The organism is Acinetobacter ursingii DSM 16037 = CIP 107286, from assembly GCF_000368825.1.
GTDB classification, from domain to species: domain Bacteria; phylum Pseudomonadota; class Gammaproteobacteria; order Pseudomonadales; family Moraxellaceae; genus Acinetobacter; species Acinetobacter ursingii.
In genome coordinates, this window is the sequence record NZ_KB849719.1 from 270,412 (window position 1) to 283,691 (window position 13,280).

Here is a 13,280-nt window from a genome sequence, read left to right on the forward strand (position 1 = left end):
ACTCATGAATATATCATTGAAGATGACACTGGCTGCACTGGCTTTGGGTATTTCAGCTACCACGATGGCAGCACCCAATGACTGGAATCAATATCGGGGTGTAGATCGTCATTATCATCACGCTCCGCCTAAAGCACCACCAAAATGGTCAAACTCACATCATGAACGTGATCGTTATGTGAGTTTTAGAAAAGGCGATCGCTTACCTTATCAATATCGTGACAACCGTTATCACGTATCAAATTGGCGTAATTCGCGCTTATCTGCACCGCCACGTGGCTATCATTGGGTAAGAGCAGATGGTCGCTATTTATTGGTATCAAATAGTAACCATCGTATTTATGCAGTTCGATAAATTGTTTGAGTCATCATAAAATCCAGCATCGCAATGATCTGACCCCCCAAATTAGGATAGTTTGATTAAGCGGTTTCTAAGGACTGAGTTCTGTACAGGGCTCAGTTTTTTTAATTTTAGGTAGAGAGTCGATTTCATCACTGAAGTGAGATTTAACGATGAAGCCTGTGCCAAAGCTTGAAGCGTCCTCTTTACTTGGATTTATGGAGGTTTTTTAAGTTAATTTACAATGAAATATGAAGCGTATTACAACCCACTAAAATCATAACAATTGATTGCAGATATGGGTCTTTTATTCATGATTTCTCCCAGAGCATTTTCTACACTTTAGACTTGGTGTTATTGCGGACAACTGGATATGAAAAGGATCATTTCCGTTTCACTTTGTGTGTGTATGCTTGGTGTATCCACACTTTCACTGGCTGATCCACCGCCTCCAGATTGGGGTGGACGTGGTTGGGGGCATTATCATGGCGGGCCAGATCGACATGCAGATTGGCATCGTCACGATTGGCGAGCTTATGGACCACCGCCACCTAGGGTGATCGAAAATCGTTACTATTATGCACCACCACCGCCACGATATTACCGAGTACATGATTTCAGACCTAGTTATCGTTTGCCACCGCAGTATTTAGCGGAACGTTATTATGTGAATAACTGGTATGACTATCAACTGCCACCGCCTCCACCGCAACACCGCTGGGCATATATCGATGGACGCTATGTGTTAGTCGCTGTTGCTACAGGAATTATTGCCCAGATTCTTTTTGGCGGGCATTAATACGATTTTTCTCAAACACCATTATCTGAGCAGGGTAGTGGTTTTTTTATGCCAATTCATCATCTTCTGGTCGCGGGGTTTCTCCTTTGGCCAATGGACGTTCCTGATGTTTATCCCGAATGACAGATGGATAATGCCATGAGGCATAACGTACGATCAAAATCGCGATGGCCAAAATCAAGATCGAGCCTGTCACGATCAGCAGATCAACATCGGCTTGATGGTTGTGTTGAATATCTGAGATCAATAAACGAGTTAATGCAGTAATGGCAACATAAATGAGAAATCGTACTGGCATATGATTGGTTTTAAAGTAAATTCCAACCATTGCCCCCAACTCTAAATAGATAAATAACAATAAAATATCGTCAATCGTGGCATATTTTTTAACGGTAAAAATATCGATGGTGGTATGAATTGCTGACCATGCCACCATACAGCCAATAATAAACAACGCCAGATAATGAAAAGCTTCGACGGCGCGATTACCGAGTTTATCCAGAAAAGCCTCTAGATTTTTGGGGGACTTGGGAGTGGGCATGGCTAAGCTTCTTATAATGACAGATGATGGTTATTAAATATCAAGCAAATTTCATGCACATGACGCTTTGATTGACGTAATTTGAAGATCTAAGAGTATAAAAAAACGCCCGATGAATCAGGCGTTTTGATCTGAAAGAATCAATTAGGATTGAGTGGTAAAGTATTCTTCACTAAAACTCATGACTAACTCAGAGCCTGCTTCAATTTTTTTGATGCGAGTTTCAAGTTCTGGCAGGATACGCGCAACAAAGTACTGAGCAAGAGAAAGTTTATGTTGATAGAAATCGCCCGATTTTTCTTGTGCAGCGGCTGCAATTTTGGCAAACATATAGGCAAAGCTGAGTAAGCCAACAGCATGCAAATAATCAACGGCTGCTGCATTTGGGAAATCAACATTTTCTGCTGCTTGTTGCAAAATAAATTGAGTTACCGCTTCAACTTCAGTGGCTGCATCAAGTGTTGCATCTTTAATGAAGTTCAGGTCAGCACTGAGCGTATTGGCAAAATCACGGATTTCGGCAATATATTCAGCAATAAATGCACCGCCAGATTTAATGGTTTTACGACCAATTAAATCCTGTGACTGAACGCCATTGGTTCCTTCATAAATTTGTGAAATACGCAGGTCACGAATACATTGTTCCATGCCCCATTCACGAATATAACCATGTCCACCAAAGCACATTTGCGCATCGAGCGTCGCTTGGAAAGCAGTATCTGTTAAATACGCTTTGGCGATCGGTGTCAGCAATGCAACACGATTATTGGCTTTCTTCACTGCTTCAGCATCGGTTGAAAATTTGGTAATGTCGAGTTGTTGACCCACATAGACCGCAAAAGCACGAGATGCTTCATTATTGGCACGGGCATTCAGCAACATGCGACGGACATCGCCATGCACTAAAATACTATCTGCTGGTTTATTTGGTGATTGTACACCTGCTGCACTACGACCCTGCAAACGATCTGTCGCATATTGAGCAGCATTTTGGTAAGCAAATTCAGATGCGCCAAGACCCTGAATCCCCATCGATAAACGTTCATAGTTCATCATGACGAACATGGCAGCCAGACCTTCGTTTTCCTTACCGACAAGGAAACCTTTGGCACCGTCAAAATTCATGACACAAGTAGCAGAAGCTTTGATGCCCATTTTATGTTCAATCGAACCTGGACCAACCGCATTGCGTTCACCGACTGAACCATCTTCATTGACCATAAATTTCGGTACGATAAAGAGCGAAATACCACGTGAGCCTGCGGGTGCATCAGGTGTTTTAGCCAAGACTAGATGAATGATATTTTCAGCAAGGTCGTGATCACCACCTGTGATGAAGATTTTAGTACCTGTGATGTTATAGGTACCATCTGCATTCGGTTCAGCTTTGGTTTTAATAATCCCTAAGTCTGTACCTGCATGCGGTTCGGTTAAGCACATCGTTCCAGACCATTCACCTGAATAAATTTTAGGTAAATAAGTCTCTTTTTGCTCTTGTGATGCATAACTGTTGAGTGCCATACCTGCACCGACAGAAAGAAGCGGGTAGAGCATAAACGATGGATTAGTAGCAAATAGCATTTCGTCGGCAAGAACAGTCAGCATTTTTGGCATGCCTTGACCGCCCCATTCTTCATCTGCACCTAAACCGATCCAACCGCCTTGCGCATACTGTTGAAATGCATCTTTAAAGCCAGCAGGGGTAAAGACATTGCCGTTTTCATAACGTGCGCCTTCTTCGTCACCTGTACGGTTTAAGGGCAAAGTTACGTTTTGTGCAAATTTAGCCATTTCTTCCAAAATAGCTTCAGCCGTTGCAGCATCAATGTGAGCCAGATTTTCATTGGCTTGCCAGAATTGTTCTGCCTTGAATACGTCATTTAAGATAAAGCGCATATCTGCAAGAGGGGCGTTGTAAATTGGCATCGTTGTTCACCTTTGTTCTTTTTACATTTATGTGTCTAATATTACACAGAAAATGTAAGTCATCAGTATGTTTTGATTGGCATTAATTTAACATTGATTTGATAAAAAAAGGACTGTCAAAACTGATCAGTCCTTTTTTATTAGTATGCAATTGTTTTCACTCATACACACATGTTAGGCAGGTTCAGATTAGAACGCAAAGTGTTCTGCATCTAATGCCATAAGTGGTTCTAAGCCAGTTGAAAGTACATCGACATGCGAACGAACACGTGGCAAGATTTTCTTGAAGTAGAAACGTGCAGTGGTGACTTTAGCGTTGTAGAAGTCAACATCTGTTGTACCTGCCGCTAATGTTTCCTGAGCAACCAATGCCATACGTGCCCATAAATAAGCCAGTGTGACATAACCAGAGAAGTATAGGTAATCAACTGCTGCTGCACCGACTTCATCAGGGTTTTGCATCGCACGCATACCAATTTGCATGGTGAGATCGCCCCATTCTTTGTTCAAGGCAGCCAAAGGTTCAACAAACTCTTTCAAGGCTGCATTGTCTTTGTTCGCTTCAACAAATTTATGAATGATTTTGGTGAAATCACGTAGCATCGCACCTTGAGTTTGTAGAACTTTACGACCTAACAAATCAAGTGCCTGAATTTCAGTGGTTCCTTCATATAGGCAAGAGATACGTGTATCACGAACAATTTGTTCCATGCCATGCTCAGAAATAAAGCCATGACCACCGAATACCTGTACGCCGTGTTTGGCTGACTCTGAACCTGTTTCAGTCAGGAATGCTTTCGCAATTGGAGTCAACAAGGAAAGAATATTGTCCGCAAATTTGCGTTCTTCTTCAGTTGTACCTTGCTCAACTACGTCCGCGTATTGAGACAAGAAATACACAAGGGCACGACCACCTTCTGCAAAGGCTTTTTGAGTCAATAACATGTTACGTACAGCAGGATGTACAATAATCGGATCTGCTTCTTTTTCAGGTGCTTTAGGACCAGAAAGAGCACGCATCGCCAAACGATCTTTGGCATAAGCCAATGCGCCTTGGAACGATGCTTCAGATGCAGATAAACCTTGAACCGCTGTACCAATACGCGCAGTATTCATGAAGGTAAACATGGCATGTAAACCGCGATTTTCAGGTCCGATTAAGAAGCCTTTTGCATTGTCAAAGTTAATGACGCAAGTCGCGTTACCATGAATACCCATTTTATGTTCAATAGAACCACAACGAACTGCATTGCGGTCACCTAAAGAACCATCAGCATTTACATTGAATTTTGGTACGATAAATAATGAAATACCTTTGGTACCTTTAGGAGCACCAGGTAAGCGCGCAAGCACGATATGAATGATGTTTTCAGCCATGTCGTGTTCGCCAGCAGAGATAAAGATTTTCTCGCCAGAGATTGCAAAACTACCATCTTCATTTGGTTCAGCTTTAGAGCGGATGATACCAAGGTCTGAACCCGCATGAGATTCAGTTAAACACATGGTTCCAGTCCATTCACCAGAAACAAGTTTTGGCAAATAAGTTGATTTTTGCTCATCAGAACCATGATGCTCAATAGTACGTACCGCACCATGAGATAGACCTGGGTACATGCCCCATGCCCAGTTTGCTGCACCGACCATTTCAGAAATGGCAGTCCCTAGTGAACCTGGTAAACCTTGACCGCCATGTTCTTCAGGCACTGCAAGAGAAGGGAAGCCGAGTTCGATATATTTTTGATAGGCTTCTTTAAAACCTGTAGGTGTGGTGACAACGCCGTCATTCCATGTACAACCTTCACGGTCACCGATTTGGTTCAGTGGAGAAAGTTCGTTTTCACAAAAATCCGCAGCGGCTTCTAAATATTGATCCACCAATTCACGGCTGACGTTTTCCTGAAATGCAGGAAGTTTTGCATAGTGTTCTTCGGCATTTAATAATTCATGCAAAACAAATTGCATATCACGTAGCGGCGCTTTGTATTGTGGCATATCGGGTTCCTCAATACTGGTTAAACCAGAGTTATAATCCTAATCAACGATAATGGTGTCTGATGACACATCTTTTACTTTTACATCGTGCAACAACTTATTTATATGTACAAGCATTTGCGCGTGAACATCCATGACTGTAAAGTCAAAGAAAATGCTGTTGAAATACCTAAGTACATTGAGTCTAAACACTTTTATCTAATTTTTTATGAAAGGAATAGTCAAAAAACGTAAAAAGTTGTGTCCACAAAAAAAGACGCTTGCGCGTCTTTTAAAGATTAGATTTTGCTTATGAGGCTTTAACTGGTGCTGTTGGAGCAGGTGGAGCCATGCGATCGTCCATTTTGTTCGGTTTAAAACGTATTTGACAGGTTCCATCAATGGTTTTATCACCCACTTTGACTTGAATGGCTTGACCTACAGTTTTACCCACACAGGCTTGTTGAATTTGTTCAAACTGAGCTTGACGTTCAGCACGACGTTGCTGCATTTCAGCGCGTTGTTCAGGGGTTAATTTATGACGTTTCATAAAATGTTTGCCTTGAGGAGCGTCATCCATCATATGACGCGCGGGTGGTTCTTGCGGGCCGGTTGTAGATTGACAGGCAGCTAGACTTCCCATCGTGACCACTGTTGCAGCAAGCATGACAACTTTAGATAACTTATTCATTTTGATCCCCACATTTATGTTGATTTCATGCATTAAAGATTAAGTAATAAACATGAAGAAACAATGGAGAGTTTTTTGAGTGAGTGTTCGCTACAATAGTGAATATAGAAGAAAAATGAGAGTTTACTTTTGAAGATTCGTCGTGTGCCCATCGCCTTGCGTCTGTTTCTGACTGTATTATTGACTACATTGGTCATTACTACACTGAGTCTGGGCGTTTTGCATTGGACCATGCAGAAAAACTTTGCCCGCTATGTGGCAGATGTTGAGATGCAAAAGCTGGATCATCTTATTACCAATTTGGGCAATGTTTATAGCGTTTATCATGATTGGGGCAATGCGATTCAGGCGCAGATTTTACAGATTGAAGGGGATGCTGCTCCAGACGATTATGATCGTTTGTCTCGTTGGTGGTTGCGCCGTCAATATGATATTGCACTGCAACAGCGGATGTTTAAAGAACAAACCTTGTTGAGCCTTTCTCCAGAACTTTCACATAATATCGAGTTTCAAAATCGTCCAATTTTGGATGAGCAAGAACGCAAATTTATTGAGGATAATTTACCTTCTGAATATCAGCCATTTGAAGGGCTTAAATTTCCACTCAGTTCCAATCAAAATTTATTTCGTCCCAACGACAAAAATAAAGATCCCCATCGACCACCCCGTCTTTCTGAAATGGCGGGCATGATGCCGCAAGACGGCAAAAAGCGCTTTATTTCCATGCCTGACCGATTGGGGCTAAGTTCACGCCTTTCGCTGTATGATGTTCATCATCAGTTTGTCGTTGGTGAACCATCGAATGAACAACTGTCTTTTCGACCGATTATGGTTGGTAATCAGGTTGTCGGTTATTTGGGCTTAAAACCTGTACTGGATCAGGATGATGCCTTAAGTATCAACTTCTTTAGTAATCAAAAACGCTTTTTACTGTTAATTTATACTTTCTCTGTACTGGCAAGTTTAGTGGCGGCATTATTACTCGCGACCTATTTTAAAAAACCAATTCAGCGTTTATTGAACGCCACTCGTGAATTGACGCAGGGGAATTATCAACATCAGGTCACGATTAAACGGAATGATGAGCTCGGCGATCTGGCTGCACAATTAAATCAATTAGCGATAATTTTGGATCAACATGAACAGTCACGCCGACAATGGGTGGCTGATACTTCGCATGAATTAAAAACTCCGCTGAGTGTGTTACAGGCGCAGATTGAAGCCATGCAAGATGGGATTCGCAAAGCCAGCCCTGAACATTTAGATGCCATGATGCGTCAGGTGACGAGCCTGAAGAAACTCACACAGGATTTGGGTGATTTGGCACAGGCAGATGCGCAGCAACTAAAATGTTATTTTACCGAGGTCAATCCATGGGAGGCGATGGTACAAGAAGTGGATAACTTTAGGCCGAAGTTTGAACAAGCCGGGCTTAACGTTTCTATAGACGGTCAAGGTACACTTTTACAATTGGATATAGACCGTTTTAAACAAATTATGGTCAACTTGCTGAGTAATAGCGTTCGCTATACTGAACAAGGCGGCCAGATTCATATTCATACGCAGGAAACCAGTCAGCATTGGAGTGTCATTGTGGATGATAGTCCATTGGGTGTCGATGATGAACAGCTTCAACGTTTAGGCGAACGCTTCTACCGTGTAGATGATTCCCGTACCCGCAGTACAGGGGGGACAGGTTTGGGGCTGGCACTTTCATGTAAGCTTGCGCAGGCTTTGGGTGGCCGTTTAAGCTTTGAACATTCACCGCTGGGTGGTCTACGCTGTATTTTGACCTTTCCAAAAACACAGTCTATACATAAGGAATAATTGACGATGAAACATGTAATGTTGGTTGAAGATGAAGTTGAATTGGCTCATCTGGTGCGTGACTATCTGCAAGCCGCAGGTTTTGAAGTCAGTATGTTTCATGATGGTCAGGAAGCGTATGATAGCTTTTTACAACGTAAACCTAGTTTAATGGTATTGGACTTGATGGTGCCACGAATGGATGGACTGACCATTTGCCGTAAAGTTCGAGAGCAGTCCGATTTACCCATTATTATGGTGACGGCGCGTACCGAAGAAATTGACCGTGTGCTTGGTTTAAATATGGGCGCAGATGATTATGTGTGTAAGCCATTTAGTCCTAAAGAGCTGGTTGCGCGGGTACAGGCGGTATTGCGCCGTTTAGACCGTAAAGCAGAACCTGAGCAAAATGATTTATTCCGAATTGATAAAGCGCAGCAACGAATCTGGTATCAACAAAAATCGTTAAGTTTAACACCTACTGAGTTTCGTCTTTTGGAATTGTTTTTGGAACATGTCGGACAGGTTTATTCGCGTGCACAGTTATTAGATCATATTAATCCAGATAGTTTTGATGTGGCGGATCGTGTCATTGATAGCCATATTAAAAACTTACGCAGAAAGGTGACTGAGGCTGCGGATACAGGCAATCGTCATGAATGGATTCAGGCCGTTTATGGGGTTGGCTATCGTTTTGAATATCCAGAAGATTAAAAAATAATATGAGCAGCATGGTAGATTGCTGCTCATCCAAAATTTACTTATTTACTCGACAGAAGTTTGATACGCATTTTTTGGGTTTTATTCAATTTACTGACCACAAGCGCATATGAAGATTTAACCATATCTTCAATAAACTCTGCATCAATATTCTGCCCCTCAAATATCGAAATCCAGTGTTTTTTGTTCATGTGATAGCCTGATGTAATTGAGGGATATAATTCTTTTAGTTCATCTGCTTGTTCTGGTTTAATTTTAAGATTGATAAACTTCTGTTGCTTCAGTTCGCCTGTTAATAAGAACATTTTGTCAAAGACCTTGATCACATTACACTGAGGGCCAAAGGGATGAGATAACACAGTTTCAGGTTGTTTCAGCGCAATCTGGATAGCCAATTTTTGTATTTTTTCTGCGTTCATTGATGTTCCTCATTCAAGGATAGATCTCGATTGTTGTACTATCTTTGACTAATTGCCAAATTTCATCTATGTCACGATTTGACACTGCAACACAACCCCATGTCCAGTCATCTTTTGGCAGTCAAAATAAGTTGGTTGTTTATTCTACATATTATGTTCAAAGACTTATATTTGATTCTTCATGAGAAATTATCCTGTGGATAATCACAATGTTATCCACAGAAAATGGGGATAACTGTGATTATTCTTCAACCCTGATTAGGACGAACAGCTCACCATCACTTCAGGGACATCGCTAGGAAGTGGTGCTAAATCTTCAGGTCGTTCCAGCTCAGGTTGTGGGGTGAACGGGTGACGTAATAAACTAAATAATCGTTCGACTTCACTCAAATCACCACGCTCAGCCTGTTCGATGGCTTTTTGCGCCATATGATTTCTTAAAATATAAACTGGATTGGCCTGTTGCATCTGAGCATTCAGTTGTTCGATATCCTGCTGTTCACGAATAGCATGGTAACTTTGTAAAAACTCATCGAACTGACGAATATCGAGACAATCATCACGAAGCGCTTTGTATTGCTGGTTTTGCAGGCGCAGAAAACTTTGCGTGTAATCCAGTTGTTCAGTTTGCAAAATGCGCAGAAAAGCCATACCACAATCAAAGCTGTCTTTATGAAAATCAGGAAGCCCCATTTTTTTGCATAGACCTGCGCTATAGGTGGCTAAAAAAGTCGGTTCAAAATCTTCGAGACAATCGGCTAATTGCGTTTTAAACTTTTCTTTATCTTCAGGCTTGGCTAGAGGAATGAGATTGTTGAGCCACATCCATAAATTCCAATGCGCAATGCTTGGCTGATTTTGATAGGCATAACGACCCTGATGATCTGAGTGGTTATTGATCCAATTAGGACGAAAACGCTCCATAAACCCATAAGGGCCAAAGTCCAGCGTTGAACCAGTTATATTTAAATTATCGGTATTCATGACCCCATGAGCAAATCCCACCAGCTGCCATTGTGCGATCATTTTGGCCGTGTTTTTAATCACGCCTTTGGCAAAAGCCAGAATTGGTTGTTCTGTTTCCAGAGCTTCTGGATAATGCCATTCGATACATTTTTGAGTAAATTCTGCGAGTAATTCAGGCGCATATTGATTGATCCATTCAAAATGCCCCAAACGAATATGACAATCGGAACTGCGTAATAACATGGCGCCGTATTCCAGTGTTTCACGTTGTACACCCTGACTTGATGTCGTAAAACCCACCGCATTACTCGACGCAATACCTAAACTGTTTAAAGCATGTCCTGCCAGATATTCACGAATCACTGAACGCAACACCGCACGACCATCGCCCATCCGCGAATAAGGCGTCAGACCTGCACCTTTTAAATGTAAGTCGATAGTTTGACCTGAACGATTCAAAATCTGAGCGATCAATAAGCCTCGACCATCACCGAGTTGACCCGCCCACTGTCCAAATTGATGACCTGCATAGACCATGGCCAGCGGAGGAAATTCTGCAAAGGTCTTTTGGCCACTGCAAATTTCAACCCATTGCTGTTTATCCTGTTCAGACCATTGTAAATCATCCGCCAGTTCAGCATTAAAATGTCCTGCGGCAGCGCCTTTCAGGGGGACAGGCGCTTGCTGATGATAAAGCTTTGGACTTAAATCTGGATAACGTGAATTGAAATACATGGCAAAGGAGGGATCAAGGGCTGTAAAAGCACTATAGCAAATAATTCCGCCTCTGCCTAAGCCACAAACTTTCTAGTCGAGTTGGACTATTTTATCTGTATCGTCTTTAGCGAGAGGTTTGCTTTTATCTAGAAGGTTTCTTTCTTCGACTGATCATTAAATTACTCAAACGATTTAAAAACTGCGGGCTAATGCTGGATAATTGATACAAAACTTTGGCTTTTACGCCGATCGGTGTATGTGTTACCCGAAAAACATGATCTTTTTGTTGTGCGAGTTTTAATACTTCAGCGGCAACATCAGAGGGACTCAAGTTTACGCCCATATTTTGAATGCTGCCTGCATCCATATTCTTAACCATCGCGGTTTGTACAAAGAGCGGCATGACATCCAAAACCCGAATGCCATATTTTTGCCATTCCACATCCAACGCTTCAGTCAGCCCACGGACTGCAAATTTACTGGCTGAATAAGAACTCAAATCTGCTTGTCCATAAATGGCAGAAGCCGATGACAGATTAATGATGCGAGCTGAACGGGCTTGTTTGAGATAAGGTAAAGCTGCATGGCAGCCATTGAGTACGCCTTTGACATTAATATCAAGGGTTCGCTGATGGGCTTGGATATTGGTATGTTCAAATGCACCCGAGTAGAGGATGCCTGCATTATTGACCAGAACATTAAGTTCACCTGCCCATTGTACAAACTGTTGCAAACTACACTGCCAGTTGTCGTAGTCACTGACATCCAGATAGCCTGCGAAGGCACGAGAACCTAATTCTTTAGCAAGTTTTTGACTCTGGATTTCATTAATATCAAAAATACCGACCAGATAGTCGTGTTGATAAAAAGTGCGTGCAATTTCAGCCCCAATCCCTTGAGCTGCACCTGTAATCAGGATACTTTGAGCCATATTTTTCTCATTTGTTTTGGGTAAACGGTTTTAATAGATTTTTGTTAAAAGAGCATGCGCATTTCCAATGCGCTGAGTCCACATCATAACAAATCTGTTTTTGAAATGAATGCGCTTCGATGAATTATAAAGGAGTTAAACATGCAACAACTACTCAATATTATGCGTGAATTACGTGAAAAGTGTCCGTGGGATCGTGAGCAAACACCTTTAAGTTTAACTCCATATGCGATTGAAGAAGCTTATGAAGTTGAAGCTGCGGTTCGCGAAGGCCATCTGGATGAGATTCGGGATGAGCTAGGCGACTTACTGTTACAAGTGGTATTTCAGGCACAAATGTATAGTGAACAGGGGGCTTTTGATTTTCAGGACGTGGTCGATGCGATTTGTGAAAAACTGATTCGTCGTCATCCACATGTATTTCAAGTGGAACAGTTTTCAGCACTTGATCCTGATCAGGTGAGCGAGTTATGGCAACAGATTAAGCAACAGGAAAAACAGGGCAAACCCAAGTCGCGTTTAGACGAGATCAAACATGGTCCTGCACTCAATCAGGCACAGGAGCTCCAAAAGAAAGCAGCAAAGCTGGGATTTGACTTTGAGACGGTTGAAGATGCTTATGACAAAGTAAAAGAGGAGCTAGGCGAGTTTGAGCAGGCAATTCAGGCGCAACAATCCGATGAAATACATGAAGAATTTGGAGATTGCCTATTTTCTCTGATCAACGTTGGACGTAAACTTGGGCTGTCCAGCGAATCCGCACTTTTGGCCACCATTTTTAAGTTTAGACAACGTTTTGCGTATATTGAGCAGCAAGCGACTTTACAACAAAAAATTTTAGAAGAGATGAGTCTACAAGAAATGGATGCGCTCTGGGATCAGGCGAAACAACAATTAAAACTTGGGTCTTTATAATCAGGTCTTTATAAAATGGCAATGTTACACAAGATGATTACGTTACGACAACTTTCACTCTATTGGATTCAGATCAGTATTTTGTGTTTATTCTCAAGCATATTACATGCTCAACAATTTGATCAATCTTATCATTCATGGAAAACTCAGCAACAAGCACATGATCAGCGTTTAAAAGCATCTTCATCTACAGCGGACTACTATTTGGGTAAGCCAAGTTTACAAAATACTTCGGCAACATTAAAACAATCATCATCTAAAAATAATTCTTCAAAAGATTTGGGAAGCAAGATTAATCTCAATACAGCTTCTACACAGGAACTGCAACAGCTTAATGGCATTGGAGAGAAAAAAGCACAAGCGATTGTTGATTATCGTAACCAGAATGGTCAATTTAGATCAGTCAATGATTTGCTCAATATTAAAGGGATCGGGCCAAAATTTATTGAAAAAAATAAATCAAATCTTGGTTTATAATACGCAGGATTTAATAAGATTTTTGAGCTAAGTGCCTAATCATTGAGAGAATCAAATTGCC

13 protein-coding genes and 1 pseudogene are annotated in these 13,280 nt (G+C 41.6%); 6 read left to right on the plus strand and 8 right to left on the minus strand.

Translation table 11 applies throughout. From position 1 onward, the window contains the following. Positions 1-4 precede the first annotated feature (4 nt). Together F944_RS16230 and F944_RS16235 are read left to right on the plus strand one after the other, a co-directional pair. Positions 5-355, plus strand: coding sequence for an RcnB family protein (locus F944_RS16230; RefSeq protein ID WP_004992942.1), 351 nt, complete (start codon positions 5-7; stop codon positions 353-355). Between the two features lie 358 nt (positions 356-713). Further along, positions 714-1,139 (plus strand): RcnB family protein, encoded by a 426-nt coding sequence (locus tag F944_RS16235; protein ID WP_004992945.1) that lies wholly within the window; start codon positions 714-716, stop codon positions 1,137-1,139. Between the two features lie 46 nt (positions 1,140-1,185). On the opposite strand, the gene F944_RS16240 is transcribed toward F944_RS16235, so the two are convergent. The 4 genes from F944_RS16240 to F944_RS16255 all read right to left on the minus strand — a co-directional run bounded on the left by F944_RS16240 (position 1,186) and on the right by F944_RS16255 (position 6,268). After that, positions 1,186-1,680: a phosphate-starvation-inducible protein PsiE gene (locus tag F944_RS16240; RefSeq protein ID WP_004992946.1), complete on the minus strand. Its 495-nt coding sequence runs from the start codon at positions 1,678-1,680 to the stop codon at positions 1,186-1,188. Positions 1,681-1,824: 144 nt separating this feature from the next. Next, positions 1,825-3,606: an acyl-CoA dehydrogenase C-terminal domain-containing protein gene (locus F944_RS16245; protein WP_004992947.1), complete on the minus strand. Its 1,782-nt coding sequence runs from the start codon at positions 3,604-3,606 to the stop codon at positions 1,825-1,827. A gap of 189 nt (positions 3,607-3,795) precedes the next feature. After that, entirely contained in the window at positions 3,796-5,598 is a 1,803-nt protein-coding gene (locus F944_RS16250; protein ID WP_004992950.1) for an acyl-CoA dehydrogenase C-terminal domain-containing protein, read from the minus strand. 289 nt (positions 5,599-5,887) lie between these two features. After that, positions 5,888-6,268 carry a hypothetical protein gene (locus F944_RS16255; protein WP_004992954.1) on the minus strand — a complete coding sequence of 127 codons (381 nt, stop codon included), beginning with the start codon at positions 6,266-6,268 and terminating at the stop codon, positions 5,888-5,890. A gap of 129 nt (positions 6,269-6,397) precedes the next feature. Here F944_RS16255 and baeS point away from each other — a divergent pair, with 129 nt between their 5' ends. Together baeS and F944_RS16265 are read left to right on the plus strand one after the other, a co-directional pair. Next, positions 6,398-8,095, plus strand: a complete 1,698-nt coding sequence (baeS, locus tag F944_RS16260) for a sensor histidine kinase efflux regulator BaeS (protein ID WP_004992956.1) — start codon at positions 6,398-6,400, stop codon at positions 8,093-8,095. A 6-nt stretch (positions 8,096-8,101) separates the two neighbouring features. Next, positions 8,102-8,788, plus strand: coding sequence for a response regulator (locus tag F944_RS16265; protein WP_004992959.1), 687 nt, complete (start codon positions 8,102-8,104; stop codon positions 8,786-8,788). A gap of 47 nt (positions 8,789-8,835) precedes the next feature. Here F944_RS16265 and F944_RS16270 read toward each other — a convergent pair whose 3' ends face one another. The 4 genes and pseudogenes from F944_RS16270 to F944_RS16280 all read right to left on the minus strand — a co-directional run bounded on the left by F944_RS16270 (position 8,836) and on the right by F944_RS16280 (position 11,827). Next, complete coding sequence (locus F944_RS16270; RefSeq protein WP_004992971.1) at positions 8,836-9,213, minus strand: MmcQ/YjbR family DNA-binding protein; 378 nt, start codon at positions 9,211-9,213, stop codon at positions 8,836-8,838. Between the two features lie 13 nt (positions 9,214-9,226). Further along, positions 9,227-9,334: pseudogene (locus F944_RS17355) on the minus strand (L,D-transpeptidase family protein); the annotation flags it as partial. Positions 9,335-9,471: 137 nt separating this feature from the next. Next, entirely contained in the window at positions 9,472-10,914 is a 1,443-nt protein-coding gene (locus F944_RS16275) for a protein adenylyltransferase SelO (RefSeq protein WP_004992972.1), read from the minus strand. A 124-nt stretch (positions 10,915-11,038) separates the two neighbouring features. Beyond that, on the minus strand, positions 11,039-11,827 hold the full coding sequence (locus F944_RS16280) for an SDR family oxidoreductase (protein ID WP_004992974.1): 789 nt from the start codon (positions 11,825-11,827) through the stop codon (positions 11,039-11,041). 141 nt (positions 11,828-11,968) lie between these two features. Here F944_RS16280 and mazG point away from each other — a divergent pair, with 141 nt between their 5' ends. Both mazG and F944_RS16290 read left to right on the plus strand, forming a co-directional pair. Beyond that, positions 11,969-12,742, plus strand: coding sequence for a nucleoside triphosphate pyrophosphohydrolase (mazG, locus tag F944_RS16285; RefSeq protein ID WP_004992976.1), 774 nt, complete (start codon positions 11,969-11,971; stop codon positions 12,740-12,742). Positions 12,743-12,757: 15 nt separating this feature from the next. Continuing rightward, positions 12,758-13,219 carry a ComEA family DNA-binding protein gene (locus F944_RS16290; protein ID WP_004992977.1) on the plus strand — a complete coding sequence of 154 codons (462 nt, stop codon included), beginning with the start codon at positions 12,758-12,760 and terminating at the stop codon, positions 13,217-13,219. Positions 13,220-13,280 lie beyond the last annotated feature (61 nt).

Excerpts from the sequence above, each read along its gene's own strand:
- F944_RS16270 (WP_004992971.1), bottom strand. The coding sequence starts at position 9,213 with ATGAACGCAGAAAAAATACAAAAATTGGCTATCCAGATTGCGCTGAAA.
- F944_RS16265 (WP_004992959.1), top strand. The coding sequence starts at position 8,102 with ATGAAACATGTAATGTTGGTTGAAGATGAAGTTGAATTGGCTCATCTG.
- mazG (WP_004992976.1), top strand. The coding sequence starts at position 11,969 with ATGCAACAACTACTCAATATTATGCGTGAATTACGTGAAAAGTGTCCG.
- F944_RS16275 (WP_004992972.1), bottom strand. The coding sequence starts at position 10,914 with ATGTATTTCAATTCACGTTATCCAGATTTAAGTCCAAAGCTTTATCAT.
- F944_RS16230 (WP_004992942.1), top strand. The coding sequence starts at position 5 with ATGAATATATCATTGAAGATGACACTGGCTGCACTGGCTTTGGGTATT.
- F944_RS16280 (WP_004992974.1), bottom strand. The coding sequence starts at position 11,827 with ATGGCTCAAAGTATCCTGATTACAGGTGCAGCTCAAGGGATTGGGGCT.
- F944_RS16240 (WP_004992946.1), bottom strand. The coding sequence starts at position 1,680 with ATGCCCACTCCCAAGTCCCCCAAAAATCTAGAGGCTTTTCTGGATAAA.
- F944_RS16255 (WP_004992954.1), bottom strand. The coding sequence starts at position 6,268 with ATGAATAAGTTATCTAAAGTTGTCATGCTTGCTGCAACAGTGGTCACG.
- F944_RS16250 (WP_004992950.1), bottom strand. The coding sequence starts at position 5,598 with ATGCCACAATACAAAGCGCCGCTACGTGATATGCAATTTGTTTTGCAT.
- F944_RS16235 (WP_004992945.1), top strand. The coding sequence starts at position 714 with ATGAAAAGGATCATTTCCGTTTCACTTTGTGTGTGTATGCTTGGTGTA.
- F944_RS16290 (WP_004992977.1), top strand. The coding sequence starts at position 12,758 with ATGGCAATGTTACACAAGATGATTACGTTACGACAACTTTCACTCTAT.
- F944_RS16245 (WP_004992947.1), bottom strand. The coding sequence starts at position 3,606 with ATGCCAATTTACAACGCCCCTCTTGCAGATATGCGCTTTATCTTAAAT.